The sequence below is a fragment of the Pedobacter sp. NO84 genome, assembly GCF_059703915.1.
In genome coordinates, this window is the sequence record NZ_AP046575.1 from 2,845,859 (window position 1) to 2,867,605 (window position 21,747).

The following is a 21,747-nucleotide window of genomic DNA, read 5'->3' on the forward strand; positions in this document are numbered from 1 at the left end:
CCGTGCTTTGCGTTTAACTTTTTTATGCCTAATTTGCGCCAAATCTTCGAATAACGACATGAGCGATAAAGTTAAATTAGGGATTAGTATAGGTGATATAAATGGGATTGGTTTAGAAGTTATCTTAAAGACTTTTGCTGAGCCCAAGATGCTAGATTACTGTACGCCAATTGTTTACGGGCATACTAAAGTGGCGTCATTCCACAGAAAAGCTCTGAATATTAATGAGCTGGTTTTTAACGTCATCAATCAGCCAAGCGCTGCCCATCCCCGTAAGGTAAACATGATCAACTGCTGGGAGGAAGATGTGAAGATAGATTTAGGCGTTGCCAATGAAACTGGCGGAAAATACGCCTTATTATCTCTACAAAAAGCAACAGATGATCTGGTTAGCGGAGCGATAGACGCCTTGGTAACCGCCCCGATCAATAAACATAATATCCAAACAGAAAATTTCTCCTTTCCTGGTCATACAGAATATTTACAAGAACGCAGCGGAAGCAGCGATGTGCTCATGTTTTTGATCAGCGAAACGTTACGCGTAGGTGTAGTTACTGGCCATATCCCGGTACTTGATGTGCCAAAGGCGATTAGTCAGGAAAAAATTGTGAAGAAAATCCAACTGATAAATGAGAGCCTAAAGAAAGATTTCTGGATCGAAAAACCTCGGATTGCGGTATTGGGATTAAATCCACACGCAAGCGATAATGGTCTTTTAGGCCAGGAAGAGGCCGAAATTATTTCTCCTGCTATCCAGGAAGCATTTGATAAAGGAATTATATGTTTTGGCCCTTATGCTGCCGATGGATTTTTTGGCAATGGCACCTATAAAAAATTCGATGCTGTTCTGGCTATGTATCACGATCAAGGTCTTATTCCCTTTAAAACGATCGCTTTTGACACGGGCGTAAATTATACTGCCGGACTAAAATTTGTACGTACTTCACCAGATCATGGAACAGGGTATGATATCGCTGGTAAGGATTTAGCAGATCATACTTCGTTTATGGAAGCTGTTTTTGCAGCAATCCATATTATCGAACATCGCAGAGAACAAGAAAGCCTGTTGAGCAACCAATTAAGAAGTGGCGGCAAATTAGTGGAAACTGCGAGTGATGTGAAGGATGATGCGAACTAGGCGGTAAGTGGTAAGCGTTTGGCGGTGAGCGATTAGGTGATCAGGTATCTTGGGTGCCATTCATTTAGTAGGCTATAAATCGTATATAAATATAAAGCCTTGTCCTTAATACATATTCTTTTGAATAGTAAATCAAACTTTCCATATAAAAATTAGCCGTGTGGATTTATTTTATTTACCTTCAAATAAATCAACCCAACAAATGCAAGCTAACAAACGCAACTCAACAGCCTTAACTAGGCCAACCTTACTCTTTTTAAGAAACCTACCTATCCTTTTACTTTGATGGAAAGATTACTTTACAGCAATTAAAAGATAGAAAGGGCTGCAACTAATGCGAGAAAAAAATTTATTCTGGATTATTGTATTTCTTCTTCCCTTATTTTTAAGCTTAACCAATTTCGTTATAGATTGTGCTTTAGACTGGAATATCGCCATACATAAATTCAATTACATTTGGGCTTATTTCATCTATTATCTTCTATTTAGGTTATGGTTATTTATACCGATTATTATAACTTTTACTTGGATTTTTAAAACAAACACGGCTAAAACTATACCTCTCGAAATTGGATATGTAATATTAGTAGGTACCGTTCTTTCTGTATTTATATTTAAAAATGATTTAAGCATGTTTAATTCATCCTTCATAAATGCAAAAAGACTACTATCGTATCTTATCTCAGGTTTATCTGTTCTTATAATTTATAGATATAATTCTTTTCCAAAAAATGATAGAATCAACCCCGAACAAAGATAACACACTGCACTTTGACTTGCCAATCCACCCATTCTTAAATCACTCCTTAATTAGTAAAAAAAGCATTTACTTATAAGTTAGTTTTTATGTAAATTGGCTTGTCAATCCCCAGAAAACGCCATGTCAACCTTATCCCCACTTATCCAACCCCAAGATCTAGTTAAGCTTAACCCTTCAGATTTCATTTTATTTGATGCCAGTGCGGGTTCAAAAGAGAGATATGATCAAAATCACCTCGCTGGCGCCCACTATATCGACCTAAATACCGAATTGGCCAATATTAACGATTTCGCCCTTGGCGGAAGGCACCCCCTACCTTCAGTGGAACAGTTCGACATTACGCTAAACAGTTTCGGGATTAACCAATCCAGTTATGTAATTATATATGATGATAAAAACGGTTCTAACGCTGCTGCTCGGTTTTGGTGGATGTTAAAGTCAATAGGCCATGAAAGAGTGCAAGTGGTAAACGGTGGATTTAAGGCTGCTATAAAGGCAGGTTTCCCTACCAATAGCGAAAAGGTTACAGCTGCCGAAGGCGGAAAGCCGTACCCTCCTGCTAGCTATTGGGATAACAGCTGGCAATTGGCCACCGCCGATATCAACGAAGTAGAAAAAGCAAGTAAAACCGGTGATCAAACTATAGTTGACGTTAGGGATAAAAATCGCTTTGCGGGGTTAACAGAGCCAATAGACCTCATTGCGGGCCATATTCCCGGCGCCATAAATATCCCTTTTACCGAAAATCTAGATCCTGATGGTTTGTTTCTAGATCCAGAAGTCTTAAATGAGAAGTACAAACAAGAATTGCCCAATGATGCGAAACATACCATTGTACATTGTGGCTCGGGGGTAACTGCTTGCCATATGTTGTTGGCCATGGATTATGCCGGCTTGGAAATCCCTAAGTTATATATCGGTTCTTGGAGCGAGTGGAGCAGAAACGGCAAGGATATGACCTTGGCAGAAAAATAACACGATCATGAGTTGAGCATATTCCTATCAATATGCCAGGATTATCATCTTTTGGATTGTAAAATCGAGTAGCATATTAAGACCGGTTCTCCTCTAAAAAATCTAACCCTAAAGGAGTTATCACGGCCCACCATTGTACAGCACTCCTATTGATTTTAATATAGCCATCTTTTTCCAAAGTAGTATAATCTTCCTCTTCTCCTCCAAGAATAGAAGAACTTACTTGCTGATTAATGATTTTTAACAAATCAATTTTTTCTTGCTTTTCCATGTGAATATATCTTTTATGATCAATCATTTAAAACGATAAAGTTATGAAAATCGATATGCATTAATTCTAAAAAATATTTAATTTTACACAGTATAGGGTTCAAAAACCTATAAGGTATTTAGCGATGGAAACGCAAAGAAGGGTACACTAAGCGAGGAGAAGTAGCGCTGTTTTTCTATTCCTATTTTAAACAGCGATATGCGTAGCGAATGGAGATGTGGGCCATATTTCATTCATCGTTGCATTTACGGTTTAGCCTAGCATATACCAATGCTACAAACCATCCAACAATAAAATGATGTTCTATATTTCTCTAGCCTATTTTTACAAAACATTTTATTTAATAAAAATATTTCTTACCTTTGCAGGCTAAAATTTAGTTACAATTGAAGGCATTAAAACAATTTTCAATCCCTTTTACAGGCTTAAAATTGGGCAAACATCAATTTGATTTTGAGATTGATAAGAGCTTTTTTGATGCTTTTGAGTACTCTTTAGTAAAAGATGGGGCACTTAAGGTAGTAGTTGATCTGGATAAACAGGAAACAATGTTGATTTTGCATTTCCACATTTGGGGCACTATTCAATTAAATTGCGATAAATGTTTAGCAGAATTTGGTCAACCTATCGAATTAAATGAAAGGCAGATTGTAAAGTTTGCCGAAGATGATTTAGAGAGTGATGATTTAGAGATCGTTATGCTCAATAAGAAGGAAAGTGCGATTGATGTTTCGGAAATGATTTACGAATTTATCAATGTCGCCATACCTTACATTAACAACTGCGAGCAAGCAGATAACGGCCAGAAATGTGATCCTGAAATGATTGCTACTTTAGCCAAATTAGCTAGCGGAACCGCAGAAAAAGAAGAAGAACAAAGTGACGATCCCCGGTGGGCGGCATTAAAAAAATTAAAATAATAATTAAATAAAGCAGCAATGGCACATCCAAAACGCAAAATTTCTAAACAAAGAAGAAATAAAAGAAGAACGCATTACAAAGCTGAAGCTCCTACCTTGGCTACTTGTCAAACTACTGGCGCCATACACGTTCCTCACACTGCTTACAATGTTGATGGCAACTTGTACTACAACGGCAAACTAGTTATAGAAAACACCTCAATAGGATAGTTTTCTAAGAAAATTTTTGTGTTTTCTATTGGTTTAAGTTTAACTTAGATGAATAGAACTAAAAAGCATAATGCTTACACACAAAAGATTTTTACTATGAAAATAGGTCTCGATATAATGGGCGGAGACTATGCTCCCGAAGCGAATGTTTTGGGAGCAATTGCTGCTCATCAATCTCTTACTCCCGATCAGCAATTAGTGCTTATTGGAGATACTCAGCAGATTAAACCTCTACTCTTAGCTAACGGATTCGACCCAAATCTATTCGAATACGTACATACTGATGAAGTAATTGGTATGGGAGAACACCCCACCAAAGCTATTCTTCAAAAACCAAATTCAAGTATTGCTATCGGCTTTCAATTATTAAAAGAAGGCAAGATTGACTCTTTTGCTAGCGCAGGAAATTCTGGCGCAATGCTTGTTGGTGCCGTATTTAGCGTAAAAACCATTCCCGGAATTATCCGCCCCTGCCTTTGTACCATTATCCCCAAACTCAAAGGGGGCATCGGTCTATTGTTAGATGTTGGCGCCAATGCCGATTGCAAGCCGGATACCTTGCTTCAGTTTGGTGTTTTGGGAAGTTTGTACGCCGAAAATACCTTACAGATCGATAATCCTAAAGTAGCCCTCATGAATATTGGTGAGGAAGATGAAAAAGGCAATATGCTTTCTTTAGCCACCTTCCCGCTGATGAAAGAAACCCATTTATTTAACTTTGTAGGCAACGTTGAAGGTCGTGATCTATTTAATGATAAGGCCGATGTAATTGTTTGCGATGGCTTTACCGGGAATGTAATGCTTAAATTGGCCGAATCATTCTATGTACTAACGATAAAAAAAGGCTTAAAAGACGAATTTTTTGATCGCTTCAATTATGAAAACTATGGTGGAAGCCCGGTTTTAGGCGTGAATGCCCCTGTGCTGATCGGCCATGGTATCTCAAGCCCGCAAGCAATTAAAAATATGATTTTCCAATCTAGAGATATGATATTAACTGGATTGGTAGGTAAAATACAAGTGGCATTCCAATAATTTAAATCAAATAAAATGAACAAAATTCACGCTGCTATTACTGCAGTTAATGGTTACGTCCCAGACTATATCATGACTAATAAAGAGCTGGAAACCATGGTTGATACTTCGGATGAATGGATCACCTCTAGAACTGGCATTAAAGAGCGAAGAATATTAAAAGGAGAGGGTTTAGGCACTTCAGATATGGCCGTAGAAGCGGTAAATGGCTTACTTAAAAAAAGAGGGATAGGCGCTGAAGAAATTGAACTGATTATTTTTTGTACTACTACCCCAGATTATCCCTTCCCAGCATCTGCAAATATATTGGCCGATAAAATAGGCGCTAAAAATGCATGGGGATATGATCTTCAGGCTGCGTGCTCTGGGTTTATTTTCGGGTTATCTACAGGATCGCAGTTTATCGAATCTGGAAAACATAAAAAGGTTCTTGTGGTTGGAGGTGATAAAATGTCATCAATTATCAATTACCAGGATCGTACAACCTGTATTATTTTTGGTGATGGTTGTGGCGCAGTACTCTTAGAACCTAACGAAGAAGGTTTAGGTGTACAAGATTCTATTTTACGTACTGATGGATCTGGAAGAAATTTTCTGGGCCAAAAAGCTGGGGGCTCAGCTCGCCCTGCCAGTGCAGAAACAGTGGCAAATAACGAACATGTGGTGCATCAGGAAGGTCAGGCAGTGTTTAAATTTGCCGTAACAAACATGGCTGATGTTGCCGCAGAAATCATGGAACGCAACAATTTAACATCTGATGATGTAACATGGCTAGTTCCACACCAGGCTAACAAACGTATAATTGACGCCACTGCGTCTAGAATGGGTTTAGATTCTGATAAAGTGATGATCAACATAGAACGTTACGGCAACACTACCAACGGAACTATCCCATTGTGCTTGTGGGAATGGGAAAGCAAACTCAAAAAGGGAGACAATTTAATTTTAGCCGCATTTGGCGGAGGATTTACCTGGGGATCGGTTTACCTGAAATGGGCATATTAGTTGGACCATAGTCCATTGTCTATCGACTATCGACTCTATTTTAAAACAAAAAAACTATAACTTAGTTAATTCATAAAGACACCAATTTTTTTAACATAACAACAAAAGAATGGATATCAAACAAATTCAGGAACTCATTAAATTTGTTTCTCGGTCGGGCGTAAATGAAGTTGCTATTGAACAAGAGAACTTTAAAATTACGATTAAAACCAATCAGGCACCTGTTTATGTAAATGCAGGCCTACCTGCACCTGTAGCCCAGTCTGCAGCACCAGCTCCGGCACAGCCAGCAGCAGAAACCAAATCGGTTAGTACCCCAGAAGTAGAAGACACCTCAAAATATATTACTATTAAATCGCCAATGATAGGTACTTTCTATCGCTCATCTAGCCCAGATAAACCATCATTGGTTAATATTGGGGACGAAATTGGTGTGGGCAAGGTGGTATGCATTATTGAAGCCATGAAACTTTTTAACGAAATAGAAAGTGAAGTTTCTGGTCGTATCGTTAAAGTATTGGTGGATAATGCATCTCCAGTAGAATATGATCAACCGTTATTCTTAGTAGAACCAATATAAGCAACATTCCATGTTTAAAAAAATATTAATTGCCAACAGGGGCGAAATCGCTTTGCGTATTATCCGTACCTGTAAAGAAATGGGCATAAAAACGGTGGCTGTATACTCTACTGCAGATAGGGAGAGTTTACACGTGCGTTTCGCCGATGAGGCGGTTTGTATAGGTCCGCCTCCAAGTAAAGATTCTTATCTTAGTATTCCAAACATAATTTCCGCAGCCGAACTAACCAATGCAGACGCTATTCATCCTGGATATGGCTTTCTTTCCGAAAATGCTAAATTTTCATCGGTTTGCCGCGATTATGGAATTAAATTTATAGGTGCTACTCCAGAACAGATCAATGGTATGGGAGATAAGGCTTCGGCCAAAGAAACCATGAAAATTGCTGGCGTGCCCACTATTCCAGGATCAGAAGGACTATTAGAAAGCGTTAAGGAAGGCATTAAAATTGCCAAAGGCATGGGCTATCCTGTAATTTTAAAAGCAACCGCTGGTGGCGGTGGCAGAGGGATGCGAATTGTTTGGAAAGATGAAGAATTTGAAAATGCTTGGGACAGTGCCCGTCAAGAATCAGGGGCTGCATTTGGTAATGATGGACTTTATTTAGAAAAATATATCGAAGACCCACGCCATATCGAAATTCAAGTTATCGGAGATCAGTACGGTAAAGCTTGTCATTTATCTGAAAGAGATTGCTCGATCCAACGTAGGCACCAAAAATTAGTTGAGGAAGCACCATCTCCATTTATGACTCCAGAATTGCGTGAGAAAATGGGCGAAGCAGCAATCAAAGGGGCCCTAGCGGTAAACTATGAAGGCGCTGGAACAGTTGAATTTTTGGTTGATAAACATCGTAATTTCTATTTTATGGAGATGAATACCAGAATTCAGGTAGAGCATCCCGTAACGGAAGAAGTAATTAATTTCGATTTAATTAAAGAGCAGATCAAGGTAGCCGCGGGCATCCCGATTTCTGGAAATAATTATCTGCCAAATATGCATGCGATCGAATGCCGTATCAACGCAGAGGATCCAGCAAATGGCTTCAGGCCCTCTCCTGGTAAAATCACTAACTTTCACTCTCCCGGAGGTCATGGTGTTCGTGTTGATACGCATGTGTATGCAGGTTATCAAATTCCATCAAATTACGACTCAATGATAGCAAAGCTGATCTGTGTAGCGCAAACGCGTGAAGAGGCAATCTGCACTATGGAGCGTGCGCTGAGCGAATTTGTAATTGAAGGTGTTAAAACAACTATTCCATTCCATCTAAAATTGATGAAAGATCCCAACTTTAGAGCGGGGAATTTTACTACTAAGTTTATGGAAACTTTTGAATTATAGCAATAAATTAATCTTTATGTAGATTTAAACCGTAAATACCATTCTATACCAAATAGAATGGTATTTTTGTATGGAGTTGGGCGTTTGATGTTAGGCGAGCAGAATGCCAAATGCCCACTCAGTTAATAATCATTTCAATGAGCAAGACTAAAACCCAAGACCTAATCGATTCCATCAAGAATAAAGGAAAATCACTGGAGGCAGAAATGTCTTTCTTCGATCACCTTGATGTGCTAAGAAAGCACCTGCTCAGAACATTGGCTGTGGTTACTGTATTTGTATGTGGTGCATTCTACTTTTCTGATTTCATTTGGGGCACAATAATAATGGGGCCTAAAAAAGCAGATTTTTGGACCTATAGAATGATGTGCAAGCTTGTGGAACTCTTTCCTTCTATCATACCAAAAGAATTCTGTATCACTGTAATGGACGCAAAGCTGATCAATACCGAAATGGCTGGGCAGTTTACCTTACAAATGAATTCTTGTATTACTGCAGGTTTGATTTTAGGTGTTCCCTATCTGTTATTTGAGATCTGGCTGTTCATTAAACCCGCCCTACTAGAGAATGAAAGAAAATCGGCAAGTGGTTTTGTACTTTTTGCTTCGATATTGTTTTTTGTAGGTGTGCTGTTCGGTTACTACATCATTGCACCATTATCCATTAACTTCTTGTTAACGTTTACTGTAGATCCAAGTATCGCTAATATGATTACCATAGATTCTTATCTTTCTATTATTTTAACGCTCGCTTTGGGATCGGGGATCATTTTTCAACTCCCGGTAGTTATTTACATCCTTTCAAAACTCGGAGTAATGACGCCAAAATTCATGCGCAAAAGCAGAAGATATGCGGCGGTATTAATTTTAGTAGTAGCGGCAGTTGTTACCCCTACAGCCGATCCTTATACGATGATGATTGTTGCCTTTCCACTTTTCTTATTGTACGAATTAAGTATTATGATCTCTGCCAATATTGAAAAGAAAAAACTTAAGGCAGAAGCGCTGTTTTACAAGAATTAAGTGGTAAGCGTTGAGCGATTCTGTATAGCGCTCAACGCCTCACGCCAAATGCAAGACCCTTATCGGTGTAATCATTTTTTTACGCACAACTAAATTTATTCTGTATAAATTTGAGCTATGTCTACAAACCTAAAATTAAAGATTGCAATTGGTGCCGATCATGCTGGTTTCGAGTATAAAGAAGTTTTGAAAGATTACCTATCGGGGTACGAACTTAAAGATTTTGGGACCTACTCTACCGATTCTGTTGATTATCCTGATTTTGCACACCCTGTTGCATCGGCAGTAGAAAATAACGAATTTGATTTTGGGATCTTGGTTTGTGGTAGCGCAAATGGAGTTGCCATTACAGCCAACAAACACCAGGGAATAAGAGCGGCTATATGTTGGGAAAATGAATTGGCATCTTTAGCAAGACAGCATAATGATGCAAACATTTTGTGCATACCAGCAAGATTTGTCTCAGCCTATTTGGCCAAAGAGATGGCAACCACTTTTTTAACAACTGCTTTTGAAGGTGGCCGACACGCAACCAGAGTGAATAAAATATCCTGCTAACTTATAAACTTATATAAACCAACGATGTGATGAGCAATTTTCGCATCAATTATTAAAAAATCAATGAAAAAAACATTTTTATACACCGGCTTTGCAGTAATGTTAAGCATGAGTGCGATTGCCCAGGACAAAACGGCTATCAAATATAGTCAAGGCATCAATAAAACGAGAGCCTATAGCCATTTGTCTGTATTGGCTTCTGATGAATACGAAGGAAGAGAAACTGGTAAAAAAGGAGCTTGGATGGCTGCAGATTACATTAAAAAACAATTCCAGAGTTTTGGATTGGTTGGTCCGGTTAAAGATGGAAGTGATCCTTACTTCCAAAAACTTGGTTACGCTTCTATTGCTCTTTCTAGATCGGCATTCTCTGTTAACAACCAAGCAAAAGAAAGTTTAAAGGATTATTATATCACACCTTCTTCTGTTAGCTCAACAGGTTACAACGTTACTGCAAATTCGATTTTATTTGCTGGCTATGGAATGAGCAAAGACGATTTTAACGAATATGCGGATCAAGATGTTACTGGAAAAGTGGTAATGATCTTTACAAATGGAGATCCTACAGCAAAACCATCTACAACACCACCCGCAGGTGGCCGTCGTGCACCAGCCGGTCCTGGTAGCCTGCAATTTAAAATCAAGTACTTGTTAGACCACAAAGCTGCGGGTGTATTGGTAATCAACCCTCAAGTTGATAATCTTAATCCTCAAATGAAAGGTATGCTTCAAAATGGCAATCCTTATTTGAAAACTGTGGATAGAGTAAAAACTATGGCTGCTGCAACCGCATTGCCTACAGTAACTATCGGTACCGCAACAGCAAACCAAATCTTGGCCGCTGCAAACACTTCAATAGATGACATTAAGAAAAAAATAACCGAAACCATGAAACCTGCTACTGTTTCGATTAATATTCCTGTTTCATTCAGTGCAGCAAGCGTAGAAACAGACGTTAGAGCAGAAAACGTTTTGGGTTTCTTAGAAGGATCTGATGCAAAATTAAAAAATGAAGTTTTAGTGGTAACCGGCCACTATGATCATATTGGATTGATTAATGATCCTAACGCAGTAGATAAAGTAAATAACGGTGCAGATGATGATGGTTCGGGTACTACAGGAGTGTTGTTATTGGCAGAAGCGTTTTCAAAAGCTAAAAAAGAAGGCAAAGGCCCGAAAAGAAGTATTTTATTTATGACGGTAGTGGGTGAAGAAAAAGGCCTATTGGGTTCAGAGTGGTATTCGGAACACCCAGTTTTCCCAGTTGAAAATACCATTGCTGATTTAAATACAGATATGATTGGCCGGATAGGTGAAGAATATCTTGGCAAACCTGATAGCGCTAACTATATCTACTCTGTTGGTTCGTTTATGCTAAGTACCGAATTAGGTAAATTAAGTGAAAAAGTAAATGATACCTACACTAAAATGAAATTGGATTATAAATTTGATGATCCGAAAGATACCCAAAGAATTTACTATCGTTCAGACCATTATAATTTCGCAAAATTAGGCATTCCTGTAATTTTCTATTATGATGGGATGTTAGAGCAGGATTACCATAGACCAGGTGATGAGGTGAGTAAAATCAACTTCGATTTACTAGCCAAACGTGCACACTTAACCTATTATACGGCGTGGGAACTAGCTAACAGACCAAATAGGCCTCTGGTAGATAAAAATGCAGACGGATCAACGAAAACGAAATAGGCGACAAGCGTTGAGCGATAAGCGTTATGAAAAGCGATGGTAATAAAAAATTACCATCGCTTTTTTGTTTGGCGTTTAGCTCAGTTTTATGTTCCATTTTCCCTCTTCCCTTTTACATTTTCTGCTATCTTTGGGCATGAGTACTACTGCCGAAGAATTTTTGGTTAAAGCAGATGAAAAGGCCTTTGATTTGCCGCATCGTAAAACTATAAATCACAATATTGGAAAATACAATGCTGCCGTAGAGCGTGGGCTTTCAAAGTTCGAAAACCTTGAAGCCTCAAAGAAAAAAGCACATGTCATTAAATGGCGTGTGATGGAAAACCTAGACAAATTCTTGCCTGAGTTCGAATCCAATTTTCAGAAAAGAGGGGGCAAGGTAATCTGGGCCAATGATACTGCAGAGGCACAAAGAGAAATCTTAAATATCATTCAGAAAAACGGCGGAAAGACAGTAATTAAGTCAAAATCAATGACTACAGAAGAAATTCATTTAAACGAATTTCTTGAGAAAAACGAAATAGAATCCCTCGAAAGCGATCTTGGCGAGTACATTGTTCAATTATTGGGGCAAAAACCATATCATATTGTAACACCAGCAATGCACTTGAGCAAAGAAGAGATTGCACAGCTTTTCCACGAAAAATTCGGCACCGCCATAGATGCCACACCTCAGCAACTCACACAGAAAGCGAGGGAATTGTTAAGGGATAAATACCTACAAGCAGACATCGGAATCTCTGGAGGTAATTTTTTGGTAGCTGATACCGGAAGTATTGCACTAACAGAAAATGAGGGAAATGCCCGTTTATGCACCACCTTCCCTAAAATCCATATTGCCATTGTTGGCATCGAAAAAATAATACCCTCTATCGCCGACCTCGATTTATTTTGGCCTCTTTTGGCCAGCCACGGCACAGGACAAAATTTAACTGTTTACAATACCCTACTTAGTGGCCCTAGACAAGATAACGAAACAGACGGGCCTGAAGAGATGTATGTGATATTATTGGATAATGGACGTACCAACTTATTGGCACAAAAAGATCAGCGCCAAGCGCTTTATTGCATTCGTTGTGGAGCCTGTTTAAACGCTTGTCCGGTGTACAAAAACATTGGAGGCCACACCTACAACACAACTTATAGCGGTCCTATCGGCTCTATCATCACACCGCATTTTAAGGGAATGAAAGAATTTAAACACCTCAGCTATGCATCAAGCCTATGCGGAAAATGTTCTGAAGTTTGTCCAGTTAAGATAGACATCCATAAAATGTTATTGTTAAATAGGCGTGATGCTGCAAATGAGAACGACAACTCTAAACTAGAAGACATCGGATGGAATTTATGGAAGAAAGGAATGAAAAAACGATCAACCATGGATATGCTAAGCGGTAAACTTAAAAATTTTCTGCTTAAAACGTTCTTCAAAAAAAGTTGGGGCAAATATCGTTCAATGCCAGAAATCGCACCAAAATCCTTTGCTAAACAGTTTGAAGAAAAGCAGAAAATTAATGATTTATAACCTTAATTTAACTAAAAATCAGTTATGATAAAGTTAGAACTATTGTATACAAATTTGCTTGAGAGTTATAAAAAAGATTTGCCTAACAATCTAAGCCAACATTTTGACGCTTTGGTCGATGCAGAAATTAGTTCTACCACTTTCAGTTTTTATACATCAGTTTCCTCTGTATTCAGTAGTAAAATAGAGGGCGAAGAAATAGAACTGGACAGTTATATTAAGCATAAAAAATTTGGTATAGAATTTTTATCAGATTATACTAAAAAAATTGATGACCTATATAATGCCTATGAATTTGCTAAAACCAATACCCTTAACCAGATAAATATTGAAACGGCCCATCAATTATTGAGCAAACACATTCTAGCCCTTCCCCAGCAAGGAAAACTACGCACCCACAATATGTATGTTTCTACTCCAGATGGTCGAATAGAATATGTTGCGATTTCACCTTATGACCTCCAAAAAGAAATTGATTCCTTTTACAGAGATATTCATGTATTACTTCATACCCAATTAACTCTAGAAGAAGTTTTATACTTTGCGGCAATGATACATCTGGTTTTTGTGAAGATCCATCCTTGGAATGATGGAAATGGAAGAAGTGCAAGATTAATTGAAAAGTGGTTTCTAGCTCAACATTTAGGCGAAAAGGCTTGGTTTATACAAAGTGAAAAAAACTATTATAAACAACATCAAACTTATTATCATAATTTGAGATTGCTAGGTCTAGAATATACTGAGTTAGATTATTCCAATGCCATGCCTTTTCTTTTGATGCTCCCTCAATCGTTAACCGATGAAAGTTTGAACACCTAATCCATTGCCCTACGATAATTATATTCTAAATCCTGTAATCCTATAATCCTAGTTTAAATGCAATTCGATAGAAAAGATAAAGACGACGCTGAACTTTTAAGAATTTACAAAATGCTCCTTTATCCTCGAATGGTAGAAGAAAAAATGCTAATTCTCCTTCGCCAGGGACGAATCGGCAAATGGTTTTCTGGTATCGGTCAGGAAGCAATCGCTGTTGGGAGTACATTGGCCATGCAGAGCGATGAATATATTCTCCCTATGCACCGCAATCTGGGTGTTTTTACCAGTAGAGGCGTCCGATTAAAGAAATTAATGGCGCAATGGCAGGGAAAAATTTCTGGATTTACAAAAGGTAGGGACCGTTCCTTTCATTTCGGAACACAAGAGCATAAGATTATCGGAATGATCTCTCATTTAGGTCCACAAATGGCTTTAGCCGATGGTATTGCCCTCGCTGATGTAATTGCAAATAAACAACAGGCCACCTTGGTTTTTACTGGTGAAGGCGCTACAAGCGAAGGCGATTTTCATGAAGCGGTTAATGTAGCAGCAGTATGGAATTTACCAGTAATTTTTCTAATAGAAAATAACGGATATGGGCTTTCCACTCCCATTAGCGAGCAATTTAAGTGCAAAGATTTAGTGGATAAAGCTATTGGCTATGGTATTGAAGGAGTACAAATAGATGGAAATAATATTCTAGCAGTTTATGATACAATTGATAAAATTGCTTCATCAATACGAGAAAAACCAAGACCAGTATTAATAGAGTGCCTTACTTTCAGGATGCGTGGACACGAAGAGGCATCAGGCACAAAATATGTGCCCCAAGAATTAATGGATGAGTGGGCGAAAAAAGATCCTGTTAAAAATTTTGAAGATTACCTTGTTGCCCAAAAAGTGCTGGACGAAGAATTGATTGCCACCATCAAACGTAATTTTAAATCAAGCATTGAGAGTGAGGTTGAAGAAGCGTTTAACGAACCTGAACCCATAGCTAAAACCCTTACTGAGGTAGACGATATGTATGCCCCTTTTCACTATCGGGAAACCAAGGCAGGTGCGGCACAAACAGAAAAACGCTATCTTGATGCCATTAGTGATGGCTTAAAAGAAGGCATGCAACGTTATGATAACTTGGTGATCATGGGTCAGGATATTGCCGAATATGGAGGTGCTTTTAAAATTACAGATGGTTTTGTTGCTGCTTTTGGAAAAAATAGGGTTCGCAATACGCCAATTTGCGAATCAGCTATTGTTGGTGCCAGTCTTGGGCTTTCAATAAATGGATACAAAGCAGTTGTAGAAATGCAGTTTGCCGATTTTGTTACCTGCGGATTTAATCAAATCGTTAATAACTTGGCCAAAACACATTACCGTTGGGGCGAAAAAGCCGATGTGGTAGTAAGAATGCCTACAGGAGCAGGAACGGGTGCAGGGCCCTTCCATTCACAAAGCAATGAAGCTTGGTTTACCAAAACCCCAGGTTTAAAAATTGTTTATCCCGCATTTCCCTATGATGCAAAAGGATTATTAATAGCTGCAATTGAAGATCCAAATCCGGTGATCTATTTTGAACATAAATACCTTTATCGTAGTTTAACTGGCATGGTACCCGATGGGTATTACACCCTTGAAATCGGTAAGGCGAATGTGTTAAAACAGGGAAATCAGTTTACCATCATCACCTATGGTTTAGGAGTACATTGGGCATTGGAATATTTGGCACAACATCCCGAGTTATCGGCAACATTAGTAGACTTGGTAAGTCTCCAACCCTGGGATAAGGAAACAGTAGCAGCTGCAGTTAAAGCAACTGGGCGTGTCATCATTTTACATGAGGATACCCTCGGAAGTGGTTTTGGCGCAGAGTTAGCCGCTTGGTTGGCAGAACATTGCTTTGAAGATTTGGATGCTCCTGTAATGCGCTGCGCAAGCTTGGATACGGCTATACCGATGAGCAAAGTGTTGGAAGATAATTTTTTACCAAAAAATAGGTTTGGTCAAATGGTAGAGAAAATTCTTTCCTACTAATTCTAGCTATCCTCCACTATTTAACATCTTGGTCATATTCCTTAAAAAGCGTTGAAGCAGGGAGCTTTCTCGAGTTATGATTTCTGCATCTGCCATCATCCCTGGCTTTAAAACGATTTGATGCTCTGGATCCTTTACTTCAAACTTTCCAAAATCTATTTTTGCGATAAACACGCTATCTTTTAAAGGTGCGTCTGTAATATAGCTGACTTTACCATTGATAACTCCATATTCCTCAAAGGGATAGCTGCGGAGCTTAATTAAAGTACGTTGTCCAAGACTTACCTTACCCATATTGTATTGCGGGATCTGTACCTCCCCAAAGAAATCAGTGTTGCCGGGGTTAATAATGAACAACTCTTGGTTTAGGGTTACATTTTGGTTTTCCTGCAAAATACCAGCATACCCTACTTTTCCAGCTATGGGCGAAAAAACCACATATTTGAGCAACCAACCTTCAGTGTCGTTGATCATACTGTTTAAGGCCTGTATAAATTTCGACTGCTGTTCTTTTATTGTATTTTCTAACGTAACTATTTCCTTTTGCTTCGCTAAATAACTACTGTTATTATTCAATAGCGCAGTTGCCGTTTGTTGTAAAGGATATTTGCTCGACAAGTATTTATTCTCTTGTTGCTTAAACTCGCTATTAGAAATTACTCCTTTACTTCTTAATTTTTTATAGGCCTCATATTCTTCTTCAGCATTTGCGTACTCTTGTTGCTGTATTTTTTGTTGTTGGTTAATCTGGTTTTGTAATTTATTTATTTCTAACAAATCCCGTTGTAAATATGCTTTTTGTTTAAGATAAAAGCCTCCATTTTGGGTATTGATAAACGACAGGTACTCTTGGTAAAAAGCCTGATAATTCCCTTGCAGCTCTCCAAGATTTAGTCCATTACTTAAACTGCTTTCTTTGATTAGCTGTGCAGTAGTTAATTGCTGTTCTAGTTTTTTTAGGTTAGCCGCTAATTTAATAACATCTTCGTGGTTTGCCGTACTCTCTAAAAAAGCCAGTGGTTGTTTGTTAATAACCTGTTGGTTATCCTTTACTAAAATCCTTACCAATTTGCCAGATTGATGGGCGATAACACCTTTGGGAGAATTGAGCGAGTTAACTTTTAAAGAAGTTTTCACGATATCGGGGTATCTAATAAAGGCCGACAATAAAATGATGGAAAGCAAAACCAAAAAAATCAGCATAATGCCGCGACGTAAGATCCATGAGGGTACCGCCGTAATAATCTCGTTTACTTCTTCGCTGTTATCGTAAATTTGTTCTTGTTGTATTGGCATATATTATTTGAGTACACTAATTTTTATCCTTTAACATTTCTCTTATTTCCTTCCCTTTTTTTGAATTTTGAAGATCCTCGGGTAGGTTCTTATAAATTTTCTCATAATCTAACGGCGCTTTAAGGCCAATTCTTTTTTCCACTTTAATAACTATACCTAACAGCATCAGAGCAACAGGAGATTGACCATGCTCTTCGAAAAAAGCTTTATAATTGCCTGTTTTAATAGCTTCATTCATCGCGCTTATGGCTTTATTATTATCCCCACCGATTAATTGTGAATCTTTTACCACTTCGCTTACATTAACCAGAACCGAATCGTCTAAAGCAATAATTAGTGATTCAGATAATCCCTCATTTCGCTTCTCTATAATATCTGCGTATGTTCGAGCAGAATCTGAACCGAAATAAAGAATAGCAGTCTCAAATTCCTTTTCTTTATTTACTAGAAAACTAAACTTTTTGTTTACAATAGGTTTTTTAATAGTGATACTTCTATCCGGCAGAAATAGATAGGCATAGTTATAAGGCGATGCAACCAAAAAACCATCAATTCTCGCGGTAGGCGATTGAGCATGTGTTTTAGTGAATTGCATGACCAAATAAATGAATGTTATACCTAGAAAAATTTTAAACTTCATCGATTTTTATTGGTTAAAAAATATTAGTTAACAACAGACCAAATAACTCATCTGGCCGAGTTTGCAGTGCTATTATAGTCTGGTGTAGTTGGCATTTTTATTTATTTAATAACGCCTGCCCATTAAAAAGCAGACGTTAGTTTTCAATTAGTCGATAGTTCCGTTCGTACAGTGACAGGACTGCATAGCTGGCCGATATCCATTAGCCCAACAGGCAAATTGAGGTGCGGTCTCACAATCCTCAACGATTGTCCAAAAATCCCCCAAATAGACTGGACTAGAGCCATCCCATACACAGTGAACTTGGCATCCGAGTAGTACCCAGTTGCCTCCTTTAACCTCACTCATGTCTTTTCTACTTAACTTTTTCATATTATTTTGGTTTAGGTAAATGCCATTTGCGCCCGGCAATATAAGCGGCAGTTTTTAAATGGCACTGCTACCATTGTGTTGTTCAAACCTGGCCTCACTAAGCTCCAAGTTCCAATTGATTTTTAACAAGCTTATAATATTCTCCTTTAGTTTTTGTTAGCTCAGCATGAGTGCCCTGCTCGATAATCATTCCATGCTCCAACACCACAATGTTATCTGCATGCTTTACCGTACTTAATCGGTGGGCTACTACAACTACCGTTTTCCCCTTAAAAAAATCGGCGAGGTTTTGGATGATGATGCTTTCATTATTTGCATCAAGCGCATTTGTGGCTTCGTCAAAAAAGATATATTCTGGATCTTTATAAACTGCTCTGGCAATTAATATGCGTTGTTTTTGACCCTGACTAATGCCATTTCCTTCGGCGCCAATTCGGGTATTTAACCCTAAAGGAAGGGTCTCAATCAAATCTGTTATGTTGGCAACTTTTATGGCATGTTCGAGCTTCACCAAATCAGGATATTCATCGGCCACCGCAATGTTCTTTGCTATACTATCTGAAAAAATAAAGCCATCCTGCATTACGATTCCACATTTTCCGCGCCAATAGCGATAGCCAATTTGATCTATGTTTATACCTCCTACCCTAATTTCACCTTTTTGGGGTGTATAAAAACGAAGTAGTAATTTCAATATTGTGGTTTTCCCGCTTCCGCTCATACCAACAATAGCGGTAGTTTTTCCTTCAGGGATAACTAAGTTTATACCTTTCAAAACAGGTTCATTTCCTGCACCTGGGTAAGTAAAATTGATGTTATTGAGTACAATGCTTCTTTGTCTAGGCAATTCTTTCAAGAAGGTTTTATCGGCGGGTTCTTCGTCTTCCATTACATTGATTTCATTGAGTCGCTCCAGACTGATTTTTGCATCCTGCAATTGCTGAATAAAACCGAGCAACTGTTCTATCGGGCTATTTATTTGACCGATGATATACTGAATGGCCATCATCCCACCTAAGGTTAATTGTCCGTCTATTACAGACTTAGCTACCAGAAACGTTATTACAATGTTTTTTCCTTCATTGATAAAAAACGCTCCTGCTTGTTGGATTTGCCCTAATGAGAGGCTTTTTATACTATATTTGAACAGCCCAGCCTGCAGGCGCTCCCACTCCCACCGTTTCTGCTGCTCGCAGTTATTAAGCTTAATCTCCTGCATGCCACCAATTAACTGAACGATACTGCTCTGATTTTTAGAAGAAATATCGAACCGCTTAAAATCCAATACTCTTCGTTTTTTTAAGAATGCTATAACCCATAACGAATAGAGTACTGAGCTCACCAAAAAAATGAAAAATATATTTACATTATAGTAAGCGAGCACTGCAGTGAAAATTATAAGGTTAAACATTGAAAAAATCACATTCAACGTAGAGCCCGTTAAAAAAGTCTCTATTCTTTTTTGATCGTTCATCCGCTGCATAATATCCCCGGTCATTTTCGTATCGAAGAAACTCATGGGCAATTTCATCAGCTTGATCAGGAAATCGGTAAGGATAGAAATGTTTATTCGTGTACTGATATGCAATAAGATCCACGATCGTATAAAATCTACGCTCATCCGCCCTAAAAACAACATGGTTTGTGCGATCAGGATGATATAGATAAAATTAAGGTTACGGGTGTTGATCCCTATGTCTACGATAGACTGGGTTAGAAAGGGAACGATCAATTGCAACAAACTTCCCACCCCCAATCCTACAAATAACTGCATTACCAATTGTTTGTAGCGGTACAAATAGCGCAGAAGATAACCAAAGTTTAGATTTTGATCTAAATCTCCCTCCTGATTGTAGAGCGCTGGCGTAGGTGAAAGCAATAGCACAATTCCGTTACTGTGCCCATTATCATTTACGCTTAACCATTTACTCAAAAATTCAGCTTCATTATATTCCATTAGCCCACTGGCCGGATTAGCAATATAATATTTTCCCTTTTTTATTTTATATATTACCACAAAATGGTTCTGGTTCCAATGAAGAATACTAGGAAGATCAGTTTCTTTCAATTGCTCTAGGGTGAGTTTACTACCGATTGTCCTAAATCCAATTTTTTCCGCAGCTTCACTAATGCCTAATAATGACACCCCTTCGCGATTAATGCCACTGATGTCTCTTAGACGTTGTAAACTAAAATTCTTGCCATAGTGTTTGGCTACCATTCGGAGGCAAGTAGGCCCACAATCCATTTGGTCTGGTTGTCTATAAAAGGGGAAAGTGCTCAAATTGAAATATAATTAGTATTAGATGTTTAATAGAATTCGTTTTTCATGCCTCAGAAGCTAAATCAATAACCAAATAATTCTTTCAATTTAGCGTCTAAATTTTTTTCCATTAGATTTTTTTCAATAATTTTTCCATTGCTGTCTAAAATAAAATTTGCTGGTATTGCCCGTAAGTTAAGTTTCTCTTTTAATTCATTATAATTTGCAAGATATTGTGGCCATATGTCTATTTTATCCGCAACAATTGCCTCTTGCCACAGATACTTTACCTTCAGTTCGTCTACACTTACGCCAATGATTTGAAAATTTTCAGCCTTATATTTATTATAGATTTTAATAAGATGAGGATGTTCAAGCCTGCAGTATCCGCACCAAGTTGCCCAAAGGTCTATCAAAACTACCTTACCTTTGAAGCCCGTTACAGGGATATTTTTTCCAGTAGAATCGGCAAATATTAAAGGCGGGAATGCCTTACCGGGCACCAGGTTTTTACTCCGGCTAATTACCTTTTTCATTTGAACAATACTCTCACTTTCCAGCTTACCGAAACTTCGGTTAAGCAGACTATCGATTTGAAAAGGATCATGATTTATTCTTGTCCTATCCAATGGTCTATAAGCATATTGCAAAAAAGCGTATAAACCATTAAAAGTATTGGGGTTTTGCTCGAAATAGTCTTTATATGCCTGATCTATGTTTACAGCTATGGAATCTTTAATAAAATCAATTCTTTTCGTAAAGTTTTCGCCCGGATAGTCTTTATAGGGAATTCCCTTAACTAGGTTATTGGTAATCTTATCCAATTTGACTATTTGTTGGTCGATCTCGGCAAAACCTTGGCCCGTAATGCTTTGACCTATCTTTAAAGAAGTGGTTGTAGAATCTACATATAAGTCTATCCGATCGTTATATATCCAATAGCTAAATCGATGTGCCGTTTTATCTTGATAAACCATGATTTCTGCTTTAAATGGCTCAACTTGTGCTATTGAGATCTGATATGTCTTTAAAGAAATACGATATTCATTAGTCCGTTTTATTTCTCCATTTAGATCGAAAAGCTTAATTTCAACTCCTATGTTTTTATTATAATGATTATGAAATGTGATGGTTGACCTGGTTTCGTAAGCGCCTGCCCTTGTGATCAATGAAAGGATGAAACAGCTCAGGAAAAAGACATATTTGATAAAAATAATTTTCATAGAATCTGTTTAAGCCTTAAAGAAGGTGGTAAAGTACCAGTCTTAC

Annotated in this window: 19 protein-coding genes; 14 read left to right on the plus strand and 5 right to left on the minus strand. The window is 38.1% G+C overall.

Features of this window, described 5'->3' with window-relative positions; genetic code table 11:
* The first annotated feature begins 58 nt into the window (after nucleotides 1-58).
* A complete protein-coding gene (pdxA, locus tag AC6H0V_RS12445; protein ID WP_497560509.1) occupies nucleotides 59-1,138 on the plus strand; it encodes a 4-hydroxythreonine-4-phosphate dehydrogenase PdxA in 1,080 nt (359 codons plus the stop codon).
* An 880-nt stretch (nucleotides 1,139-2,018) separates the two neighbouring features.
* Nucleotides 2,019-2,873, plus strand: a complete 855-nt coding sequence (locus AC6H0V_RS12450; protein WP_497560510.1) for a sulfurtransferase — start codon at nucleotides 2,019-2,021, stop codon at nucleotides 2,871-2,873.
* Nucleotides 2,874-2,949: 76 nt separating this feature from the next.
* Here the strand turns inward: AC6H0V_RS12450 and AC6H0V_RS12455 are convergent, their stop codons facing one another.
* The gene (locus tag AC6H0V_RS12455) at nucleotides 2,950-3,144 is read right to left on the minus strand and encodes a hypothetical protein (RefSeq protein WP_497560511.1); all 195 of its coding nucleotides are present in this window, start codon (nucleotides 3,142-3,144) and stop codon (nucleotides 2,950-2,952) included.
* 386 nt (nucleotides 3,145-3,530) lie between these two features.
* Here AC6H0V_RS12455 and AC6H0V_RS12460 point away from each other — a divergent pair, with 386 nt between their 5' ends.
* The 12 genes from AC6H0V_RS12460 to AC6H0V_RS12515 all read left to right on the plus strand — a co-directional run bounded on the left by AC6H0V_RS12460 (nucleotide 3,531) and on the right by AC6H0V_RS12515 (nucleotide 15,907).
* Nucleotides 3,531-4,064: a YceD family protein gene (locus AC6H0V_RS12460; protein ID WP_497560512.1), complete on the plus strand. Its 534-nt coding sequence runs from the start codon at nucleotides 3,531-3,533 to the stop codon at nucleotides 4,062-4,064.
* 18 nt (nucleotides 4,065-4,082) lie between these two features.
* Nucleotides 4,083-4,274: a 50S ribosomal protein L32 gene (gene rpmF, locus AC6H0V_RS12465; protein ID WP_497560513.1), complete on the plus strand. Its 192-nt coding sequence runs from the start codon at nucleotides 4,083-4,085 to the stop codon at nucleotides 4,272-4,274.
* Nucleotides 4,275-4,370: 96 nt separating this feature from the next.
* A complete protein-coding gene (gene plsX / locus AC6H0V_RS12470; RefSeq protein WP_497560514.1) occupies nucleotides 4,371-5,309 on the plus strand; it encodes a phosphate acyltransferase PlsX in 939 nt (312 codons plus the stop codon).
* A 15-nt stretch (nucleotides 5,310-5,324) separates the two neighbouring features.
* Nucleotides 5,325-6,314 (plus strand): beta-ketoacyl-ACP synthase III, encoded by a 990-nt coding sequence (locus AC6H0V_RS12475; RefSeq protein ID WP_497560515.1) that lies wholly within the window; start codon nucleotides 5,325-5,327, stop codon nucleotides 6,312-6,314.
* A 109-nt stretch (nucleotides 6,315-6,423) separates the two neighbouring features.
* Nucleotides 6,424-6,894 (plus strand): acetyl-CoA carboxylase biotin carboxyl carrier protein, encoded by a 471-nt coding sequence (gene accB, locus AC6H0V_RS12480; RefSeq protein ID WP_497560516.1) that lies wholly within the window; start codon nucleotides 6,424-6,426, stop codon nucleotides 6,892-6,894.
* A 10-nt stretch (nucleotides 6,895-6,904) separates the two neighbouring features.
* Complete coding sequence (gene accC, locus AC6H0V_RS12485) at nucleotides 6,905-8,239, plus strand: acetyl-CoA carboxylase biotin carboxylase subunit (RefSeq protein ID WP_497560517.1); 1,335 nt, start codon at nucleotides 6,905-6,907, stop codon at nucleotides 8,237-8,239.
* 137 nt (nucleotides 8,240-8,376) lie between these two features.
* A complete protein-coding gene (tatC, locus tag AC6H0V_RS12490; protein ID WP_497560518.1) occupies nucleotides 8,377-9,261 on the plus strand; it encodes a twin-arginine translocase subunit TatC in 885 nt (294 codons plus the stop codon).
* Between the two features lie 117 nt (nucleotides 9,262-9,378).
* The gene (rpiB, locus tag AC6H0V_RS12495) at nucleotides 9,379-9,819 is read left to right on the plus strand and encodes a ribose 5-phosphate isomerase B (protein ID WP_497560519.1); all 441 of its coding nucleotides are present in this window, start codon (nucleotides 9,379-9,381) and stop codon (nucleotides 9,817-9,819) included.
* A gap of 63 nt (nucleotides 9,820-9,882) precedes the next feature.
* Nucleotides 9,883-11,529: a M28 family peptidase gene (locus tag AC6H0V_RS12500; protein ID WP_497560520.1), complete on the plus strand. Its 1,647-nt coding sequence runs from the start codon at nucleotides 9,883-9,885 to the stop codon at nucleotides 11,527-11,529.
* Between the two features lie 136 nt (nucleotides 11,530-11,665).
* Complete coding sequence (locus AC6H0V_RS12505; RefSeq protein WP_497560521.1) at nucleotides 11,666-13,054, plus strand: LutB/LldF family L-lactate oxidation iron-sulfur protein; 1,389 nt, start codon at nucleotides 11,666-11,668, stop codon at nucleotides 13,052-13,054.
* A gap of 24 nt (nucleotides 13,055-13,078) precedes the next feature.
* Nucleotides 13,079-13,873: a Fic family protein gene (locus tag AC6H0V_RS12510; RefSeq protein WP_497560522.1), complete on the plus strand. Its 795-nt coding sequence runs from the start codon at nucleotides 13,079-13,081 to the stop codon at nucleotides 13,871-13,873.
* Nucleotides 13,874-13,930: 57 nt separating this feature from the next.
* On the plus strand, nucleotides 13,931-15,907 hold the full coding sequence (locus AC6H0V_RS12515; protein WP_497560523.1) for an alpha-ketoacid dehydrogenase subunit alpha/beta: 1,977 nt from the start codon (nucleotides 13,931-13,933) through the stop codon (nucleotides 15,905-15,907).
* Nucleotides 15,908-15,913: 6 nt separating this feature from the next.
* On the opposite strand, the gene AC6H0V_RS12520 is transcribed toward AC6H0V_RS12515, so the two are convergent.
* The 4 genes from AC6H0V_RS12520 to AC6H0V_RS12535 form a co-directional block, all read right to left on the minus strand.
* The gene (locus AC6H0V_RS12520) at nucleotides 15,914-17,203 is read right to left on the minus strand and encodes a beta-barrel domain-containing protein (RefSeq protein WP_497560524.1); all 1,290 of its coding nucleotides are present in this window, start codon (nucleotides 17,201-17,203) and stop codon (nucleotides 15,914-15,916) included.
* Between the two features lie 16 nt (nucleotides 17,204-17,219).
* On the minus strand, nucleotides 17,220-17,843 hold the full coding sequence (locus tag AC6H0V_RS12525; RefSeq protein ID WP_497560525.1) for a hypothetical protein: 624 nt from the start codon (nucleotides 17,841-17,843) through the stop codon (nucleotides 17,220-17,222).
* A 469-nt stretch (nucleotides 17,844-18,312) separates the two neighbouring features.
* Nucleotides 18,313-20,499 carry a peptidase domain-containing ABC transporter gene (locus tag AC6H0V_RS12530; protein WP_497560526.1) on the minus strand — a complete coding sequence of 729 codons (2,187 nt, stop codon included), beginning with the start codon at nucleotides 20,497-20,499 and terminating at the stop codon, nucleotides 18,313-18,315.
* Between the two features lie 62 nt (nucleotides 20,500-20,561).
* Nucleotides 20,562-21,701, minus strand: a complete 1,140-nt coding sequence (locus AC6H0V_RS12535; RefSeq protein WP_497560527.1) for a TlpA family protein disulfide reductase — start codon at nucleotides 21,699-21,701, stop codon at nucleotides 20,562-20,564.
* Between the last annotated feature and the right edge of the window lie 46 nt (nucleotides 21,702-21,747).